The organism is Methylophilus sp. 3sh_L (assembly GCF_046766015.1).
Classification (GTDB): Bacteria; Pseudomonadota; Gammaproteobacteria; order Burkholderiales; family Methylophilaceae; genus Methylophilus.
In genome coordinates, this window is the sequence record NZ_JBKOUF010000001.1 from 737,642 (window position 1) to 756,007 (window position 18,366).

Sequence of the window (18,366 nt, forward strand, 5' to 3'; positions counted from 1 at the left end):
TGGCTAAATTGGCTGCCTACTCACTCTTTATTTAACCTCTAAGGAGACCAAAATGCCAAAGATGAAGACAAAGAGCAGCGCGAAAAAGCGCTTTAAGTTCTTGGGTAACGGCAAAGTGAAGCGTACACACTCTCACTTGCGCCACATCCTGACCAAGAAAACCACCAAGCAAAAACGTAAACTGCGCGGTACCGCAATTATTTCTGCGACCGACGTGAAACGCGTTCGCGCAATGATGCCAACACAATAAGGAGACCGACATGCCTAGAGTAAAACGTGGTGTCATTGCACGCGCAAAACACAAAAAAGTTTTAAATGCTGCTAAAGGTTACCGTGGTCGTCGTAAGAACGTCTACCGTGTTGCCAAACAGGCGGTGATGAAAGCCGGTCAATATGCATACCGTGACCGTCGTCAGAAAAAACGTCAGTTCCGCGCATTGTGGATTGCCCGTATTAACGCGGCAGCCCGTGAAGCTGGTTTGACATACAGCCGTTTCATGAATGGCTTGAAAAAAGCGGCGGTTGAAGTTGACCGTAAAGTACTGGCTGATCTGGCTGTGTTCGATAAAGCTGCTTTTGCTAAATTCGTAGAATTGGCTAAAACAGGTTTAAGCGCCTAATCAGACCTACCAAAAAAAGAGGCTGCGGCCTCTTTTTTTATTTTAATGTTAGTTAAAACTTAAAGAATACGCACGATGGCTGATCTTAATCACTTAATCGCAGAAGCAACACAAGACTTTGCCGCTTGTCATGATATCCCTGCCTTGGAAAATGCCAAGGCAAAATTCTTAGGCAAGTCTGGCGCGATTACCGAAGCGTTGAAAGGCTTGGGTAAACTGAGCGCTGAAGAGCGTCCCGCCGCAGGGGCAGCGATTAATGTGGTCAAGCAGGCGGTCGAGCAAGCCTTAAATGACCGGCGTGACAGCATTTTAGCGGCAGCACAGGCCAAACAGCTAGCGAGTGAAACCATTGATGTCACCTTGCCTGCACGGGCGCAATCCAAAGGTGGGTTGCATCCGGTCACGCTGACCTTGCGTAGAGTAGAAGAGCTGTTTCACTCGATTGGTTTCAGTGTGGCCGATGGTCCAGAAATTGAAACCGATTTTTATAATTTCACTGCGCTGAATATTCCAGATAACCATCCGGCGCGTGCCATGCACGATACCTTTTATGTGGAAACAGGCGATGACAGTATGGAGTACGTCTTACGTACGCATACTTCGCCAGTGCAAGTGCACTATATGCAGAACAACACACCGCCTTTAAAAATTATTGCGCCTGGCCGTGTCTACCGCGTTGACTCTGATGCAACGCACTCACCCATGTTCCACCAGGTGGAAGGATTGTGGGTCGATGAGCAGATCAGTTTTGCCAATCTTAAAGGTGTGGTGCAGGATTTTCTGCAGAAATTCTTTGAGCGGGATGATTTAACGGTCCGTTTCCGTCCGTCCTTTTTTCCATTTACCGAGCCTTCTGCCGAGATTGATATGAGCTGGAACGGTGGCTGGCTGGAAATCGGCGGCTGTGGCATGGTGCATCCTGAAGTACTCAAGCACGTGAATATCGATAGCAGCCAATACCGTGGTTTTGCCTTTGGCCTGGGCGTAGAGCGCTTGGCTATGTTGCGTTATGGCGTCAATGATTTACGCCATTTCTTTAATAATGATTTGCGCTTTTTGCAGCAATTCATCAAATAATTTTAGCGCCAGCGCAGTTTATACAGCAGAATTCAGACAAGGTTAGACAGATATGCAGTTCTCCGAACAGTGGTTACGTTCCATGGTGAATCCAGCAATGGATACCGAGCAGCTTGGTCACGCGTTGACCATGGCGGGCCTGGAGGTTGAGGAATTAACAGCAGTCGCCCCCGCTTTTAGCCGTGTGGTGGTCGCAGAGATTTTGGAAGCAGCCAAACACCCGGACGCTGACCGTTTGCAAGTTTGCAAGGTAAAAGTGGGGGATGAGGTATTGCAGATCGTTTGCGGCGCACCCAATGCGCGTGCCGGCTTGAAAGCCCCTTGCGCCCTGGTGGGTGCTGAACTGCCTGGTATTCAAATCAAACAGGCCAAAGTGCGGGGCGTAGAATCTTTTGGCATGATGTGCTCGGCAAAAGAATTGGGCATCGCTACCGAAGCCAACGGTATCCTTGAGCTTCCTGCCGACGCGCCTGTGGGTCAAGATATCCGTGAATACCTGGATTTGAATGACCATACTTATACCTTGAAACTCACGCCGAACCGTGCTGACTGTCTGAGCATTGTCGGCATTGCCCGTGATGTGGTTGCCATGACGGGTGCGCCCATGACTGCACCAGCCATCCAGCCTGCGGCAATTTCTGGCGCGCTAAGCAAAGGCGTCACCCTGCAAGCCAAGGCTGCTTGCCCAGCGTATTATGGCCGGGTGATTGAAGGCGTGAATGCACAAGCGCAGACCCCAGACTGGATGATCCGTCGTTTGGAGCGCAGTGGTATCCGTAGCATCAGTGCGTTGGTGGATATCACTAACTACGTATTGCTTGAGCAGGGACAACCTTTACATGCCTTTGACCTTAATTTGTTGCAAGGGGAGGTTCAGGTTCGCTTTGCTCAAGCGGGTGAAAAATTACTGCTGCTGAATGATACAGAGGTCACCTTAAAAGCCGATGACCTGGTGATTGCAGATCAGAATGGCCCTGTGGCTTTGGCCGGCATTATGGGTGGCAAGCCAAGCTCTGTCACTGATGCAACACAAGCCATCTTTTTAGAAGGTGCATTTTTCACCCCAGACGTGATGGCGGGTAAGGCTAGACGTTTAGGCTTGAGCACTGACTCTTCATACCGTTTTGAACGTGGTGTCGATTTCGGCAACACATTAAATGCCCTTGAGCGTGCAACGGCACTGGTATTGCAGATTTGCGGTGGTCAAGCAGCGCCTGTGACTGCCGTTACAGCTGATTTGCCAGTGCGTAAACAAGTGAGTTTGCGCTATGCCTACCTGTTGTCAGTGCTTGGTATTGAAATTAGCCAGGCACGTGTCGGCCAGTTACTCACGCAACTCGGATTTGTTTATACCGAAACCAATGGTGTCTTTGAGGTGAATGCGCCAAGCTTCCGTTTTGATATTGCGCGTGAAGAAGACTTGATTGAAGAAGTTGCCCGCTTGCATGGTTACGAACATATCCCGGCACTGACGCCTGTGGCGTCACAAGGCATGTTGGTTTCACCAGAAGCACAGCGTAGCAAGCACTGGTTGCGGGATGTGATGGTAGATCAAGGCTACCAGGAGGTCGTCACTTACAGCTTTGTGGATGCGAGCTGGGAGCGGGATTTATATGGGAATCAAGCCCCAATTGCACTGAAAAACCCGATTGCCAGCAATCTGAGCGTGATGCGCTCCGGGTTATGGGGCGGACTGCTGGATGCATTGGACTATAATCTCAAACGCCAGCAAACTCGTGCCATGCTGTTTGAGCTTGGCGGTCGGTTTGAAAAGGGCGCCCAAGGCTTTGTGGAAACCTTAACCTTGTCTGGCCTGATTTATGGCAGCGTACAGCCTGAACAATGGGCTGCAGAAGCCAGAGCCTTTGATTTTTACGATGCCAAAGCTCATGTTGAGGCATTGTTTGCGCAACCTTTGCGCTATGTGGTGGAACAGCATCCTGCATTGCATCCAGGACAATCTGCGCGTATTTACTTAGGTAATCAGGCGATAGGCTGGCTGGGTAAGTTGCATCCACAATGGCAACAACAATATGGCCTCACGAACGCCTGTTATCTGTTTGAGCTTGATGCGGCAGCTGCTCTGGCGACGCAAGTGCCGGTGTATAGCGAGGTCAGCAAGTTCTTGCCCGTACGCCGGGACCTGGCCATGATTGTCGACCAAAATGTATCGGCGCAAGCCATGATAGAGGCGATTATTTCAGAGCAAATTCCGCAAGTGCAAACCCTGAAATTGTTCGATGTTTATCAGGGTAAAGGGGTGCCAGAAAACAAAAAAAGCCTTGCATTTCTTGTACTTATGCAAGATACTTGCAAGACAATGGTCGATGAGGAAGTCGATACTATCATGGCACGAATCCTCAACAACTGGTCATCCAATTTTGCTGCATCACTCAGGTAGTATCACTTGAGATAGTGAGATCAGTAAGGTAATTAGACTAACAATCATTCAACTGCAATAGTCATCAGGATCGTGTCATTGAAATCATCATCGCATCCATCCAAGGTTAAACAGTTGATACAACTCAGGCGTCATCTCGCATAATAAGAAGGTTCAGGGGATCGTTAATGACACTCACAAAAGCTGACTTGGCCGATTTGTTGTTTGAACAAGTCGGGCTGAACAAGCGCGAAGCCAAAGACATGGTAGAAGCGTTTTTCGAAGAAGTCCGAAACGCATTGGAAGAAGGGGACAGCGTCAAGCTATCCGGTTTCGGTAATTTTGAACTGCGTACCAAATCCGAGCGCCCAGGCCGTAACCCAAAAACCGGTGAAGAAATTCCAATTTCTGCCCGCCGCGTCGTGACTTTCCACGCCAGTCAAAAATTGAAATTACGCGTAGAAGAACATTACGCAGAACATCCATTACAAGCGCAAGCTTAAGCTGATTACACATTATGCTAGAAACGCAAAAAGTGTCGTTGCCTCCCATCCCAGCCAAGCGCTATTTCACCATTGGTGAGGTCAGCGAATTATGCGGGGTGAAGCCACACGTGTTGCGTTACTGGGAACAAGAGTTCACTCAGCTCAAGCCGGTCAAACGCCGCGGTAATCGCCGCTATTACCAGCACCACGAAGTGCTGCTCATCCGCAAAATCCGGGAGCTGCTTTACGAGCAAGGCTTTACCATCAGTGGCGCCCGCAACCGCCTGGATGGTGTGGATGAAAAAACAGATAAACCACGTACCAACACCGAATCAACGGTTTCAACCAGCCCACAACCCCAGGGCTTGATCGCAGAAGAAGCATCGAAATCCGCTGTGGATGTGGTTGCACTCAGAGAGCAGATTCAACAAGTGTTGCAACTGCTTAAAGTCCCCGCATAAGCGCACGTGCAAGCCATAAAAACCGCATATTCTACTTAGCGAATATGCGGTTTTGCTTTATAATGCCACCTTCTTTTTCAAACGGTTTTACCTTTTATTTAAGAAATCATCGGGGCGTAGCGCAGCCTGGTAGCGCACTTGCATGGGGTGCAAGGGGTCGCGAGTTCGAATCCCGCCGTCCCGACCAGATACAGCCTGAGTTCTTATGAGCTCAGGCTTTTTCTATTGGGCCGAACGTAACTAATTCGACTGCTTACTCTTTTACTTCACTGTCGGTAGTACTTGGCTGTCGATTATGTTTGAAACATTCTCAACATGGAGTTTATGGCAATTGTTACTTATATGGCCATCACTGCTTGTTTAATACTGATTGGCATTTTTATCGCAATGCAAAGCTGATTGAATTGCGGGGAATGGCTGATTATTTAAGCAGCACGCGATCTAAGACAGCAGACTCTATTAAAAGTGGGGCGCAAGCCTAGACTGCCAAGTCTGGCGTAATCGTGGCAGCTGTTTGTATAGGCGGGCTGATTGTCCCCATGTGGCGGGCGAGTGCTTCATTAAGCGGCATAGGGCGGTTGAGATAGAAGCCTTGTGCATAGGCGACACCCATGTCTTTCAGGCAGTCTAGCGTGGCCTGATCTTCAACATATTCTGCAATGGTTTGAATTTCCATCGATTGGGCGACGCTTTGAATAGCTTTGGCCATGGCCAGATCGACTTTGTTACTGGTGATATCTTTAACGTAGGCGCCGTCCATTTTTAGGAAGTTGACGGGCAGGTGCTTGAGGTAGCTGAATGAGGACATGCCGCTTCCAAAGTCGTCCAGCATAAAGCGGGTGCCCATTTTTTGCAGTTCACGGATCAGTTTGATCGTATGGTCGATGTTGATAATCGCCGAGGTTTCAGTGACCTCGAAGCAAACGTGGCTGGGTGAAATGTTGTAGGTTTCAAAGCAGTTTTTGATGTAGGCCAGGAGTTGTGGATCACCTAGCGACATCCCCGACAGGTTGATGCTGACAAAAAATGGTTTGGTGCGGGATTGCAGTTTAAAGATGGGTTCCAGTGCCATAAAGGCATGTTGTATCACCCAACGGTCAATTTTGGTCATGAGATTATAACGTTCAGCCGAGGGCAGGAACTCGGCTGGCGGGATAATGCCGCCATTCTCATCACGCTTGCGGATCAGGATTTCATAGAAGGGAGGCAGTTCTTTTTGCTGTAGCGGAAAAATCCCCTGGCAATACAAGACAAAGTCGTTATGTTCGATCGCTTCATTGATGCGTACTACCCACTCCATTTCCGCATGGCGTTTAAGCATAACGTCATCTTCGGTGTGGAACAGGTGAATTTGGTTGCGGCCATTATCTTTGGCCACGTAGCAGGCAGCGTCAGCATGGCGGGTAATTTGGCCGACATCCTTGAGATCGGCGGTAATTTCAACAATGCCGATACTAATGCCGGTTTGAAACAGGCGGCCTTCGTGCATAAAGCGGAAGGCTTCCACCATTTGCCGCAGTTGTGCGGCGATTTCAATAGCTTTTTCCACCTGGCAGTAGCTGAGTAACAAGCCAAATTCGTCACCACCTAAGCGGGCAAAGGTATCTTCTGCACGGATGCGCTGGCTCAGGATCATGCTGATCTGACGTAGCATTTCATCCCCGGCAAGGTGGCCGCAGGTATCATTGATCACTCGGAACTGGTCGAGGTCCATGTAGCAGAAAACATGATTCGCGCGGTGTTCTTTGACATCTTGCAAGGCTTGTTGCAGGCGTCTTTCCAGTTCCTGGCGGTTGACCAGCCCGGTCAGGGCATCATGGCGTGCCTGATAGCGTAGTTGGGCTTGCGCATCTTGAATGCGGTGACGCATATCTGCCTCAACATGCTGCATTTCCCGCGAGATCTGGTTGATGGTGCTTTGCAGGGACTTGATTTCTGGCAGGGTGTTTTTAACCTGGTTGACTTGCTGGCTGCCAATCATAAAGCGTTTGAGCGCCGCCGTCATATCCCGTATCGGCTGGCTGATGGAACGGCTGACCCAGCTGACGAGAATGGAACATAGAATAAGCGTGAGCGTGATATAACCCACATTCTTGATAAACGCCTGCCTGTGATCCTCAATGAGTGCAGCCTTGTCGACTGACACAAACACATAGCCTAACAAGCTGCGGGCGGGCGTCGTTGAAAATACTTTGACCATGGTGATGTCATGCGTGCTTTGCTGCATGACCATGGTGTCCTGTTGTGGCAGCAGCTCTTGAACGTTAAACACGGCACCCACGTGGGCGATAGGTTGGTGATTGTCGTCAGTGATGATCAGGGAAAGATATGGCTCGCGGCTGAGCTGGCTGGCTTTAAGCAGACGCTCGATATAAGGTTTGCCGTGCAGCTGGTTTTGATTGTGGATAACCGCCGAAAGAAACTTGGCTGTAGTTAACGCATGCTGGCTGAGTTTTTCTTCTTCATGTTGTAGTTGCTCTTTAAAGTCAAACAACAGAAAAATGCAAGAGAGCGCGAAGACGGGGCCGATGACTAGGAGTAATAGTCGGGACTGAATACTCAGGTTTTGGAAAAATTGCATGGATTCCAGGTCAAATACTTATTTACATCAACGTATAGACGAAAGGTGAAATTGCCATCGCCGCTGGTTCATGACATGCCCCCCAATTTCGTGTATAAGTTTAATGTTTGTCACTACAAAAATTGTTACTTGCAAAGTGGTGGCGCTTTTAGCGCCGCGAAACATCTAGCAAGTACTCAAGTTTTCGATTCATTCTAGTGTATTGGTTTTCTCATGATTCAGCAAATTTATATCACAGATTATTTATCTGCGGCGGCGACCCAGCCGGTCGCCCAGGTTGAATCGATAGTCAATCATTGCCCGGCATTATTACACGCGGATTGGCAAACCCATGCGCAACCGCCGCTCACTGTGCTTTTTGATGCCTTGTTGCCGCCTGCGATGCAGGCCGCGACTGTTTCGCCAGTGAGCAAAGTGCTGTCCGCCAGCCAAATGTGGCAAATTCCTCTGTGGCAAATTCCGCCTGTTTTTTGCCTGTTACCGGTCCATTTGGCCATGCGGCGTGACACATTCAGCTTGCAGGCGGTCGTGCCACTGCCTGCGGCAATCTATCAAATCTTGACGCAGCGTCTTCAGCAACATTTTGCCGAGGACTTTGTGCTGCATGTTGATCCAGGTCAGCGATTCTGGTGGGTGCAACCATTGCGCCAGGTGCAGGCCGAGTGTCCTTGGCCACAAGCATGCCTGTTTCAGCAGGCCATACACTGGCAGCCACAAGGGCTTGAGGCTAGCCTCGTCCGCCAGTGGACCAACGAAATACAAATGCTGCTGCATGAAATGGCGAACCAAATGCAAGACTGGCCCGCCGCCCTCAACAGTTTATGGTTTGCCAGTGTCGGGCCTACACCAGATTGGCAACATAACTTTGACCTCGTGTCTGGGCAAGGCGAGGTGTTTGCGGGGTTAAGTGCCTTGCAATTGCCGGCGCTTAAGACCATGCCGTTTTCAGACATGTTAAAGACACCGCGCACCCAACGGCGGCTATGGATTGCTGATGAGGTCTCTTCAGTCGATTGGCCTGCGCTTAATCACGCCTTGCAACAGGGCGTGGTTAAAAAATGCACACTTGTGATTCCATTTGCTGAACGCCATGTGCAAATTCACTATCAACAAAAACCACGCTGGCAGTTCTGGCACAAGCCTGCCACTTTGAACCAACTGTTGCAGCAACTCGAGCAATCGCTGCCTGCAGATAGCTTGCGGTAAATACTCAAGTCATGAGAATTAAACAAAGAATCTATGAAGACGCTGTGGCAGAAGCACTGCAAGGGCAGGGCTTGCCGCCATTGATGGCAAGGTTGCTCGCAGCCAGGGGCGTGACGGGTGCTGACTGGGGCTTGCAAGACATGCCGCATCTGCTTAAACCGGAGTCATTGACTGGCGCCGCTGAAATGGCCAGCCAATTGGCGGATGTGATTACACAACAGCAACGCATCTTGATTATTGGCGATTATGACGCCGATGGCGCGACGGCAACCAGCGTCGCCATGCGCGGTTTGCGCATGATGGGTGCAGAAGTCGATTTTCTGGTGCCTAACCGCTTTGAATATGGCTATGGGCTCACGCCGGAAATTGTCGCGTTGGCAGCGACGCGCCAGCCGCAGGTGCTGCTGACCGTGGATAACGGCATCGCCAGTATAGACGGCGTGGATGCGGCCAAGGCACTAGGCATGCGGGTTCTCATTACCGATCATCATTTGCCCGCCGAGAAAACGCCTGCCGCCGATTGCATTGTGAATCCCAACCAGCGTGGTTGCGGCTTCCCGAGCAAACATCTGGCAGGCGTCGGCGTGATGTTTTATGTGCTGATTGCTTTACGTGCCGAGCTCAAACAACGCGGCCGGTTGGCTGAAGACCAGGTTCACTTGGGGCGCCTGCTTGATCTGGTCGCGCTGGGCACCGTCGCTGACCTGGTGCGGCTGGATGCTAATAATCGTATTTTGGTTAGGCAGGGTCTCAAACGTATCCGCCAGGGACAAGCCTGCCCCGGCATCCAGGCCATCCTTAAACTCGCCGGGCGTGATCCGCAGCAGGTGAGTGCACAAGATTTGGGGTTTTATGTGGGCCCACGACTCAATGCAGCGGGCCGTCTCGACGATATGACCATCGGCATACGTTGTTTGCTGGCGGAGACGCCGCAAGAAGCCATGCAATATGCGCAGCAGTTGCACCGCCTCAATGCCGAGCGCAAGCAGATTGAAGCTGAGATGCAATTCGATGCCATGGCTGATTTGAATCAGGATTTCCGGCCAGAGCAGTACACCATCAGCGTGTTTCAACCAGACTGGCACCAAGGGGTGATTGGCATTCTCGCTTCGCGCATCAAAGAGCGCTTTCATCGTCCTGTAATTGTGTTTGCCGATGCCGGAGACGGCCTGATTAAAGGTTCCGGCCGTTCAATTGCCGGCTTGCATTTGCGAGATGCACTTGACTTGGTGACCAAGCAGCAGCCCGACCTCATCGTCAAGTTTGGCGGCCATGCCATGGCGGCAGGGTTGAGTATACGCGCTGAAGATTTTGCGCGCTTTCAGCAGGCGTTTGAGCAGGTTGTACAAAGCCTGATCAGCGCCGAAGTACTGCAAGAAATGCTGGAAACCGATGGCGGCCTTGCGCCCGCTGAGATGTCCTTGCAGACCGCAGAATTACTGACCCAGCATGTCTGGGGTCAAGGCTTTCCGCAGCCGGTGTTTTATGATGAGTTTGTGGTGTTGTCACAAAAACTGCTGGCAGAAAAGCATTTGAAATTGCGCCTGCAAAAACACAACCAGCAATTTGATGCGATTTATTTTCAGCACGCAGAACCGTTGCCAGAACAAGTTGCGCTTGCCTACTCTTTGCAAGTGAACGAGTACAACGGCAACCGTAGCTTGCAATTACAAGTGGTGCATGCGCTGGTTTGATTCTGACGCAATTTGTGGCGAAACCAGCTTTAGGCCCTTTACCCTAAATCAGTTAAAATATAGCCTTCATTCAAGAGGTTGAAGTATGGCCCGTCCGTTTAAAGCTCCCAAAACTCCAATTCGTCCGCCACGCGCGCCCAAAGTGACGCCGCCCACTGTAGAGGCTGGCGAAGAAGCCCTGCCTGCGCCGCGTGAAGGTCAACGCTTGCATAAATTGCTGGCGATGGCGGGGTTTGGCTCACGCCGCGAAATGGAAACTTTGATCGAAACTGGCCGTATTACCATCAATGGCCAAGTGGCCCTGATAGGTGCGGTGGTCGATGAGCATGATGTGGTACGTATGGATAGCCGGATTCTGCATTTGCCGTTTGAGGCAGAGTTGCCGCAAGTGTTGCTGTACCACAAGCCGGAAGGCGAAATTGTCAGTCAGGATGATCCGGAAGGCCGTGCCACGGTATTTGACAAGCTGCCACGCATCAAACAGGGCAAATGGATTGCTGTGGGGCGGCTGGATATGAATACCAGCGGATTGCTTATATTCACCAACTCAGGCGAGTTGGCCAACCGGTTTATGCATCCACGCTATGAAGTTGAGCGCGAATATGCGGTGCGTATTCTGGGGGAACTGACTGAAGAGCAGATGGCGCAACTCAAGCACGGCATAGAGCTTGAAGATGGCCCGGCCAACTTTGAAAGTATTTTCCCTAACGGTGGCGAAGGTGCTAACAAGTGGTATCAGGTGGTGATTAAAGAGGGCCGTAACCGCGAAGTACGTCGCTTATTTGAAGCATTTCACTTACCGGTGAGCCGCTTGATGCGTGTGCGCTTCGGGCCAATTGCGCTACCGCCCCGCCTCAAACGCGGCACCATGCTCAAGCTGGAGCAAAAGCAGGTCGTGGCTTTGCTGGAGTGGGCAGGCCTGCCTGTGCCGCGCAAGCCACTCAAGCAAATGAGCCCGCATGACCGTGACCGTGCGACACGCGTGTTTACCCCCAAAGTACGCAAGCAACGCCGTAGTTTGCTGGAGGCCGCAAACAATCCGGTGGATGCACAGCAAGAGCGTCCGATGCGCGCACCGGCCGGTAACCGCCGTATCCGCCAGGACTCAGACCTGAAACAGGCTTCGTTACAAAATGCACGTATCAATAGCGGCGCTAAAAAACGCAGTGACCGCAACCGGGGACGTGGGTAGTCTGCACATGTTGTGGCCACAAAAGTTGATGACATGACTGAGCGTGATATGCAGCAAACCATGGCTACGCATCGCTACCCGCGCGTGTTATCTATTGCTGGCTCTGATAGTAGTGGTGGCGCAGGGATCCAGGCCGACCTCAAAACATTCTCTGCACTTGGTTGCTATGGCATGACGGCGATTACTGCGCTGACAGCCCAAAATACGCAAGGCGTGCGTGCCATTCATAGCGTGCCGGTCAGCATGCTGCGTGACCAGATTGATGCGGTGGTGGAAGACATCGGCGTCGATGCGGTCAAAATCGGCATGCTGCATTCTCCTGAAGTGGTGGAGGCGGTGGCGCAGGCGTTGGATGCGCATCATCTCAAGCAGGTGGTGCTGGACCCAGTGATGGTGGCGGCCAATGGCGCAAAGCTGATTTCTGACGAAGCGATTGCCGTGTTGGTCGCTGAACTGTTTCCACGGGCATTGGTGGTGACGCCTAACCTGGATGAGGCATCGTTGTTACTTGGCTATCCACTGACCGAGAGCGATGCACTTGTCGGCGCGGCGCAAGCTTTACTTGCGCAGGGCGCACACGCGATCTTACTCAAGGGCGGCCATCTTCCGGGCCACGAAGTACTGGATATTCTGGTACAAGCGCAAGCAAATGGTCAGGAAAGTGTCATGCAGCGCCTGCACTCTGTGCGCATTTCTACGCATAACTTGCATGGTACCGGTTGCACGCTTTCATCTGCAATCGCTGCCTATCTTGCGTTAGGGTATTCGCTGGCTGATGCGGTATTGGCTGCCAGAGCCTATGTGCGGGGCGCCTTGCATGCAGGATCGCATGTCCGCACTGGTGAGGGCGTTGGGCCACTCAATCATGGTTTTGCACCCGAGGCGATGAAGGTTTACGGCAAATAGCCAGCAATTGCTGCAAACCTCAGGCGATCAGCCTAAGCATAGGTATCATTGCCATGCCTAAGCTGCTAAAACATTATTCAGCGTGCAACCCAGCTTCCAACAAATCTTCTTTAGACAGCATAAACACAAACTGGTCGCCGCCGCTGGTATCCAGCCAGGTAAAAGGTAAGTCTGGGTAGGCTTCATGCAAGGCGTCACGGTTGTGGCCAATCTCTACCACTAACACGCCACCGTCATTCAAATATTCAGCCGCCTGCGTCAGCAATATATGGGTATGGTCTAGCCCGGCAACCCCGCTACCCAGCGCCAGTTGTGGCTCCTTGCGGTATTCTTCCGGTAACTCAGCCATGCTGGGCGCATCTACATAAGGCGGATTACTGATAATCACGTCATATTTGCGGCCTTTCAGCGCGGTAAACATATCGGATTGCACCGCTTGTACCTGATGCTCAAGACCGTAGCGTTTGATATTGATATTGCAGACCTCAATGGCATCCGGGGAGAGATCTACCACGTCGATGTGTGCATTAGGGAAGGCCTCTGCCAGTAAAATGCCCAGACAGCCAGATCCGGTACAGATATCTGCCGCTGACTCCACCATCTCCGGGAACTCCACCCAAGGCTGCAAACCATCTTCCAGCAACTCGGCAATAAATGAGCGTGGAACGATGACACGCTCATCCACGTAAAACTTGAATCCGCGCAACCAGGCTTCATTCACCAGATAGGCCGTCGGTGTATGCTCTGTCACCCGTTTTTCGATCAGGTTTGCCAGATGTTGGCTTTCCTCTGAGGTTAAACGCGCATCAAGAAAGTTATTCAGGGTGTCATGCGGCAAATGCAGGGCGCTCATGATCAGCCAGACGGCTTCGTCATAGCTGTTATCGGTGCCGTGACCGTAAAAAATATCAGAATTTTCAAAACGGCTCACGGCGTAGCGCAGCCAGTCGCGGATAGTGTGTAAGTTTGTCGGCATATTATTTCAGTAACAATAATTCCATGGTGCGCTTATAGGTTTCTTTGAGTGGCTCAATATCGGCCACGGCGACACACTCATTCAATTTGTGGATGGTGGCGTTGAGGGGGCCGAATTCAATCACTTCTTTGCAAATGTCGGCAATAAAGCGTCCATCAGAGGTGCCGCCAGTGGTGGACAGCTCGGGCGTGACCCCGTAACTCTGCACAATCGCGTTACTGATTGCTTCTACTAGCTTGCCGCGGGGCGTGATGTAAGACTGGTTATGTTCCCAATCCAGGCTATATTCAAAGCCGTGGCTGTCTAGAATCGCGTGTACGCGTTGGCGCAAGCTTTGCTCAGAGCTGCCTTGCCCATCCACTTCGGGGCAGTAGCGGAAGTTAAACAGGATTTCGACATGCCCAGGCACCACATTGGTCGCCCCGGTGCCACCATTCATGTTGGAGATTTGCCATGAGGTCGGCGGAAAATATTCGTTGCCGTTATCCCATACGGTTTCCACCATGTCCTTGATGGCTGGTGCCGCCAGGTGAATCGGGTTTTTCACCAGGTGTGGGTAAGCAATATGGCCCTGGATGCCTTTGACGATCAGTTTGCCGGATAATGAGCCACGTCTGCCATTTTTGATCATGTCACCGACCACTTTGTTGCTGGTAGGCTCACCCACAATGCAGTAATCAAAGGTTTCGCCACGGGCTTGCAGCGCTTCAACCACTTTGACGGTACCCTCAATCGCAATGCCTTCTTCATCTGAGGTGATCAGCAGGCCAATGGAACCAGGGTGCTCAGGATGTTCAGCGATAAATTCTTCGATGCTGGTGATGAACGCGGCCAGTGAGGTTTTCATGTCGGCCGCGCCGCGTGCATACAGCATGCCGTCTTTAATGGTCGGTTCAAAGGGAGGCGTATGCCATTGGTCCAACGGACCAGTGGGGACGACATCGGTATGGCCGGCAAAGACGATCAATGGCCCTGTGGTCCCCCGTCTGGCATAAAAATTATCTACCTCACCAAAACGCATGCGCTCAATTTTGAAGCCGAGGGGCGCCAGGCGGGCAATCATGGCTTCCTGACAGCCAGCATCTTCTGGCGTCAGTGAACGTCGTTTAAGCAAGTCGATCGCGAGATCCAGTGTTTTTGACATAGCAGCAGTGACTCTCTAAGCGGTTATTTTTGGGCTAGCAGGTGTTGGTAATCGGCTTCATTAAAGCCAAGGGCGACGATGTTCCCGGCATGAACTAATACCGGCCGTTTAATGACAGAGGTTTTAGACTGCATCAGGGCCAGGGCAGAGGGAGCATCTACGATGGCATTTTTTTCTGCATCGCTCAGGTTACGCCAGGTCATGCCGCTGCGGTTCACCAGTTTTTCCCAAGGGTATTGTTGCAGCCAGGAGAGTCCAGTCGCGCTATCCAGGCCCTGTTTTTTGAAATCGTGAAATTCGTATGCAACCGCGTGCTGGTCCAGCCAGTCACGTGCTTTTTTGACGGTATTGCAATTGGGGATGCCGTATAGTTTCATGGCGGATCATCAGGCTAAAAAACTTATTTTACCAGCCACCGCTGTAGGCGTCGCCATTTATTGTGGTGGCTGTTGAATTTCAGAACAGGTTTTGGGTGGTTGATTGCGATTGCAGCTTGCTGAACACATCAAACAGGAATTGTTGCTCTACCGGTTTTGAAAATAGGAAGCCTTGCATTTGGTCACAGCCGATATTGACCAGCGCTTTGCGTTGATCTTCGTCTTCAACCCCTTCGGCGACCACGTTCAAGTTGAGTGCATGTGCCAGCTTGACAATCGCATCGACGATAGAGAGTGAGGTGTGTGAGTTCGCCACATTTTTGGTCAGTGAACGGTCGAGTTTGACTTCACTGATTTCAAGATCCGCTAAATTGGTCAGGCTGAACGGATGCAGGCCAAAATCATCCAGTGAGATTTTAAGGCCTTGATGTTTAAATTGGCGCAAGGTGTCCTTGAATTGGCCTTGATGATGGATGGCATTTGTTTCAGACACTTCCAGGATCAGGTTGCGTGGCTCTACGGCGTGTTCTTCCAGAATCGATTGAATCAACTCGCCCAGCTGCTTGTTGCGGAATTGCTGGTTGGACATATTGACCGAGATGCTTAAGTCTATGCCGCGGTCACGGGCCAGGCTGATCGTGCGGCAAGCCTGCGAGATGACCCAGGCGTTGATTTCTTCAATCATGCCAAAGCGTTCTGCCGCCTCAATAAAACTGTTGGGGGAGAGTAATCCGCGTACCGGATGTTGCCAGCGTAATAGCGCCTCGGCACCATGCACCATGCGGGTGATGGCATCCACTTTGGGTTGGAACAGCAGCCTGAACTCTTGACCGCTAATCGCTTGTTTAAGCTCAATGCGGGTTTGTTGCATCTCGTCAGAGGCCTGCTCAATCTCGGCATCAAAGAAGCGGTATTGGTTTTTACCGTTTTCCTTGGCTTTATACATCGCGGCATCTGCATTCAATTTGAGTTTCTGCAGATTGCCATCTTGCGGATACATAGAGACGCCGATTGAGCAGGAGATCTCAATGACGTGATCTTCAATGACAAAGGTTTCCCGCAAGGCATCCACCACGCGTTGTATGACGGTGACCACACTCTGGTGGTTTTCAATTTCACTCAAGACGGCAATAAACTCATCTCCGCCTGCACGGGCCACATAATCACAATTACGGATAGCATTGCTGATGCGTTTGGAGACTTCAATCAGCAATAAATCACCAATATGGTGGCCATACTGGTCATTGACCGGTTTGAAGTGGTCGAGGTCGATATAAGCCAGGGCCAAAGACTCTGCATTACGGTCACAGCGTTTGGCGCTCAGGATCAAATGCTGGTTGAGGGCATCGCGGTTAGGCAAGTGCGTGAGCGGGTCGTAGGCGAGAAACTTTTTGTTGACGGTTTGCGTATTGCGGAAGGTCAGTTTGCTTTGTGCCAGGTCAATATTGCGCTCATAGAAGATCACCAGGATGAACGAGGTGATAAATAAAAATACCGGGACCAGCACCAGTAACAGCATTAAATAGTTTTCTGCCTGGTCACTCGGTTGCCCAATCAGCATGTTGTTATGCACAATGCTCAAGTTGATCGCGGTATGTGAGGCTAAAAAGCCCAGTGCAATTTCTACCGAGAACATCCATTTCAGGCGTTTTTCGAGTTTACCGCTGTAGCCTTTAAGCCAGAGGATAGTGACTATTGCCAATGCTGCTGTCAGGCAAGCCAGAAACAGTGAAAACAGAGCGGTCCACGTATCTATGCGGATATTGATGGCACCAGCGCTGATTTGGTAAAAATAAGACAGCAGGTAGCCACTAAGGCCTGTGGCCGCTGAAGCGGAGAGCAGCTCGCGCAAAGGCAATCTTTTTTTATGGACCGTTTTGAGGATGGATGCAGCGAGTAGATAGCTGCATAGCATACAGCCGATCAGGTCTATCGGATGTTGACTGATTTTGGGAATATTATCTGCTAGAAACTGGTAGCCAGCATGCAGGCAAAAAATGCCGCTTGCCATAATCACGGCGTATTTCTTGAGCGTGAAATCATGCTCTTTTGCTGTGACCAGACGCAAATTATCGACAAGTTTGAACGCAAAAAAACAGCCAACCACGCTGGATGTAAAAAATGCGACCAAAAGCATTTGCGTTGTCATCATAAGTAATTGCACGTTTATTGTGATTGTTGAATGTGTGGCACTACTACTTTTTTGTACATCTTTGCTGCTTGTACTTTTTGTTACTGCTTGCCCGCAAGCGCGGCTGGTTTTGCTACAGGAATTTCGCTCGCTACTGACTCTCCAACAGAATATCTACTTAATATTCAGCATCATTGAGAATCACCCCTATAACGGAACAAGCTTAATATAACTTGAGCCGCAACTTGAGTCGCTCAGTGGAAGTGATTCTCTTGCTAAGGCAATGGTGCGGATTAAATGCCGCGTAACAACTCGTTGATGCCTACTTTACCCAACGTTTTAGCATCTACTTTCTTCACAATCACGGCGCAATACAGGCTGTATTTGCCATCGCTGGAAGGCAGGTTGCCAGAAACGACCACAGAGCCTGCGGGCACGCGGCCATAATGCACTTCACCGGTTTCGCGGTCGTAGATTTTGGTCGATTGGCCAATGTAGACGCCCATGGAGATCACGCAATTGTCTTCCACGACCACACCTTCAACCACTTCTGAACGTGCACCGACAAAGCAGTTATCGCCAATAATGGTTGGGCCTGCCTGTACGGGTTCCAGTACGCCACCAATGCCTACGCCGCCAGACAAATGAACGTTTTTACCGATTTGTGCACAGGAGCCCACGGTTGCCCATGTATCTACCATGGTACCTTCGCCGACGTAGGCGCCAATGTTGACGTATGAAGGCATCAATACGGCGTTTTTAGCAATAAAAGAACCTTTGCGCACGATGGCGTTAGGCACCACGCGGAAGCCCCCGGCTTTGAAGTCTTCTTCAGTGTAGTTGGCAAATTTTGGATCGACTTTGTCGAAGTAGCGGGTAACGCCATCATCCATCAGGTAGTTATCTTTGAGGCGGAAAGACAGCAACACCGCTTTTTTGATCCACTGATGTGTTTCCCATTGCTGGCTATCGCCAATGCGGGTCGCGACACGCAGTTTGCCTGCATCCAGGTCATCCAGAATCGAAGCGACGGTCGCTTTGACGTCTGCCGGCGCATTGGCAGGGTTGATGTTGGCGCGGTCTTCAAAAGCCGCTTCAATAATGCTTTGACGTGGATCCATAATCTTCTCTAGTTC

Annotated in this window: 16 protein-coding genes and 1 tRNA gene; 11 read left to right on the forward strand and 6 right to left on the reverse strand. The window is 50.9% G+C overall.

Features of this window, described 5'->3' with window-relative positions:
* Positions 1–52: 52 nt before the first annotated feature.
* The 7 genes from rpmI (at position 53) to ACIDF8_RS03790 (ending at position 5,210) form a co-directional block, all read left to right on the forward strand.
* The gene (gene rpmI / locus ACIDF8_RS03760; protein ID WP_018985786.1) at positions 53–250 is read left to right on the forward strand and encodes a 50S ribosomal protein L35; all 198 of its coding nucleotides are present in this window, start codon (positions 53–55) and stop codon (positions 248–250) included.
* A gap of 10 nt (positions 251–260) precedes the next feature.
* Entirely contained in the window at positions 261–620 is a 360-nt protein-coding gene (gene rplT / locus ACIDF8_RS03765) for a 50S ribosomal protein L20 (protein ID WP_194748232.1), read from the forward strand.
* A gap of 75 nt (positions 621–695) precedes the next feature.
* The gene (gene pheS / locus ACIDF8_RS03770; RefSeq protein ID WP_412009264.1) at positions 696–1,697 is read left to right on the forward strand and encodes a phenylalanine--tRNA ligase subunit alpha; all 1,002 of its coding nucleotides are present in this window, start codon (positions 696–698) and stop codon (positions 1,695–1,697) included.
* A gap of 52 nt (positions 1,698–1,749) precedes the next feature.
* Positions 1,750–4,098, forward strand: a complete 2,349-nt coding sequence (gene pheT, locus ACIDF8_RS03775; RefSeq protein ID WP_412009265.1) for a phenylalanine--tRNA ligase subunit beta — start codon at positions 1,750–1,752, stop codon at positions 4,096–4,098.
* A gap of 167 nt (positions 4,099–4,265) precedes the next feature.
* On the forward strand, positions 4,266–4,580 hold the full coding sequence (locus ACIDF8_RS03780; protein WP_194748229.1) for an integration host factor subunit alpha: 315 nt from the start codon (positions 4,266–4,268) through the stop codon (positions 4,578–4,580).
* Positions 4,581–4,594: 14 nt separating this feature from the next.
* Complete coding sequence (locus ACIDF8_RS03785) at positions 4,595–5,023, forward strand: MerR family transcriptional regulator (protein ID WP_412009266.1); 429 nt, start codon at positions 4,595–4,597, stop codon at positions 5,021–5,023.
* A 110-nt stretch (positions 5,024–5,133) separates the two neighbouring features.
* A tRNA-Pro gene (locus tag ACIDF8_RS03790) sits at positions 5,134–5,210 on the forward strand.
* A gap of 291 nt (positions 5,211–5,501) precedes the next feature.
* On the opposite strand, the gene ACIDF8_RS03795 is transcribed toward ACIDF8_RS03790, so the two are convergent.
* On the reverse strand, positions 5,502–7,604 hold the full coding sequence (locus ACIDF8_RS03795; RefSeq protein ID WP_412009267.1) for an EAL domain-containing protein: 2,103 nt from the start codon (positions 7,602–7,604) through the stop codon (positions 5,502–5,504).
* A gap of 213 nt (positions 7,605–7,817) precedes the next feature.
* Between ACIDF8_RS03795 and ACIDF8_RS03800 the strand changes: the two genes are divergently transcribed.
* The 4 genes from ACIDF8_RS03800 (at position 7,818) to thiD (ending at position 12,602) form a co-directional block, all read left to right on the forward strand.
* Positions 7,818–8,810 carry a hypothetical protein gene (locus tag ACIDF8_RS03800; protein WP_412009268.1) on the forward strand — a complete coding sequence of 331 codons (993 nt, stop codon included), beginning with the start codon at positions 7,818–7,820 and terminating at the stop codon, positions 8,808–8,810.
* Positions 8,811–8,821: 11 nt separating this feature from the next.
* A complete protein-coding gene (recJ, locus tag ACIDF8_RS03805; RefSeq protein WP_412009269.1) occupies positions 8,822–10,504 on the forward strand; it encodes a single-stranded-DNA-specific exonuclease RecJ in 1,683 nt (560 codons plus the stop codon).
* Positions 10,505–10,589: 85 nt separating this feature from the next.
* On the forward strand, positions 10,590–11,696 hold the full coding sequence (gene rluB, locus ACIDF8_RS03810) for a 23S rRNA pseudouridine(2605) synthase RluB (RefSeq protein ID WP_412009270.1): 1,107 nt from the start codon (positions 10,590–10,592) through the stop codon (positions 11,694–11,696).
* Positions 11,697–11,729: 33 nt separating this feature from the next.
* Positions 11,730–12,602 carry a bifunctional hydroxymethylpyrimidine kinase/phosphomethylpyrimidine kinase gene (thiD, locus tag ACIDF8_RS03815; RefSeq protein ID WP_412009271.1) on the forward strand — a complete coding sequence of 291 codons (873 nt, stop codon included), beginning with the start codon at positions 11,730–11,732 and terminating at the stop codon, positions 12,600–12,602.
* A gap of 73 nt (positions 12,603–12,675) precedes the next feature.
* Here the strand turns inward: thiD and prmB are convergent, their stop codons facing one another.
* From prmB to dapD, 5 genes are all read right to left on the reverse strand, one after another.
* Positions 12,676–13,578 (reverse strand): 50S ribosomal protein L3 N(5)-glutamine methyltransferase, encoded by a 903-nt coding sequence (gene prmB, locus ACIDF8_RS03820; protein WP_412009272.1) that lies wholly within the window; start codon positions 13,576–13,578, stop codon positions 12,676–12,678.
* Position 13,579: 1 nt separating this feature from the next.
* On the reverse strand, positions 13,580–14,722 hold the full coding sequence (gene dapE / locus ACIDF8_RS03825; RefSeq protein WP_412009273.1) for a succinyl-diaminopimelate desuccinylase: 1,143 nt from the start codon (positions 14,720–14,722) through the stop codon (positions 13,580–13,582).
* Between the two features lie 23 nt (positions 14,723–14,745).
* Positions 14,746–15,099 carry an ArsC family reductase gene (locus tag ACIDF8_RS03830; protein WP_412009274.1) on the reverse strand — a complete coding sequence of 118 codons (354 nt, stop codon included), beginning with the start codon at positions 15,097–15,099 and terminating at the stop codon, positions 14,746–14,748.
* A gap of 79 nt (positions 15,100–15,178) precedes the next feature.
* Complete coding sequence (locus ACIDF8_RS03835; protein ID WP_412009275.1) at positions 15,179–17,251, reverse strand: putative bifunctional diguanylate cyclase/phosphodiesterase; 2,073 nt, start codon at positions 17,249–17,251, stop codon at positions 15,179–15,181.
* 272 nt (positions 17,252–17,523) lie between these two features.
* Positions 17,524–18,351, reverse strand: a complete 828-nt coding sequence (gene dapD, locus ACIDF8_RS03840; protein ID WP_194748213.1) for a 2,3,4,5-tetrahydropyridine-2,6-dicarboxylate N-succinyltransferase — start codon at positions 18,349–18,351, stop codon at positions 17,524–17,526.
* Positions 18,352–18,366 lie beyond the last annotated feature (15 nt).

What these genes read in the sequence shown, in the direction of transcription:
- rpmI (WP_018985786.1), top strand. Translation starts at nt 53, where the DNA reads ATGCCAAAGATGAAGACAAAGAGCAGCGCGAAAAAGCGCTTTAAGTTC.
- rplT (WP_194748232.1), top strand. Translation starts at nt 261, where the DNA reads ATGCCTAGAGTAAAACGTGGTGTCATTGCACGCGCAAAACACAAAAAA.
- pheS (WP_412009264.1), top strand. Translation starts at nt 696, where the DNA reads ATGGCTGATCTTAATCACTTAATCGCAGAAGCAACACAAGACTTTGCC.
- pheT (WP_412009265.1), top strand. Translation starts at nt 1,750, where the DNA reads ATGCAGTTCTCCGAACAGTGGTTACGTTCCATGGTGAATCCAGCAATG.
- ACIDF8_RS03780 (WP_194748229.1), top strand. Translation starts at nt 4,266, where the DNA reads ATGACACTCACAAAAGCTGACTTGGCCGATTTGTTGTTTGAACAAGTC.
- ACIDF8_RS03785 (WP_412009266.1), top strand. Translation starts at nt 4,595, where the DNA reads ATGCTAGAAACGCAAAAAGTGTCGTTGCCTCCCATCCCAGCCAAGCGC.
- ACIDF8_RS03795 (WP_412009267.1), bottom strand. Translation starts at nt 7,604, where the DNA reads ATGCAATTTTTCCAAAACCTGAGTATTCAGTCCCGACTATTACTCCTA.
- ACIDF8_RS03800 (WP_412009268.1), top strand. Translation starts at nt 7,818, where the DNA reads ATGATTCAGCAAATTTATATCACAGATTATTTATCTGCGGCGGCGACC.
- recJ (WP_412009269.1), top strand. Translation starts at nt 8,822, where the DNA reads ATGAGAATTAAACAAAGAATCTATGAAGACGCTGTGGCAGAAGCACTG.
- rluB (WP_412009270.1), top strand. Translation starts at nt 10,590, where the DNA reads ATGGCCCGTCCGTTTAAAGCTCCCAAAACTCCAATTCGTCCGCCACGC.
- thiD (WP_412009271.1), top strand. Translation starts at nt 11,730, where the DNA reads ATGACTGAGCGTGATATGCAGCAAACCATGGCTACGCATCGCTACCCG.
- prmB (WP_412009272.1), bottom strand. Translation starts at nt 13,578, where the DNA reads ATGCCGACAAACTTACACACTATCCGCGACTGGCTGCGCTACGCCGTG.
- dapE (WP_412009273.1), bottom strand. Translation starts at nt 14,722, where the DNA reads ATGTCAAAAACACTGGATCTCGCGATCGACTTGCTTAAACGACGTTCA.
- ACIDF8_RS03830 (WP_412009274.1), bottom strand. Translation starts at nt 15,099, where the DNA reads ATGAAACTATACGGCATCCCCAATTGCAATACCGTCAAAAAAGCACGT.
- ACIDF8_RS03835 (WP_412009275.1), bottom strand. Translation starts at nt 17,251, where the DNA reads ATGATGACAACGCAAATGCTTTTGGTCGCATTTTTTACATCCAGCGTG.
- dapD (WP_194748213.1), bottom strand. Translation starts at nt 18,351, where the DNA reads ATGGATCCACGTCAAAGCATTATTGAAGCGGCTTTTGAAGACCGCGCC.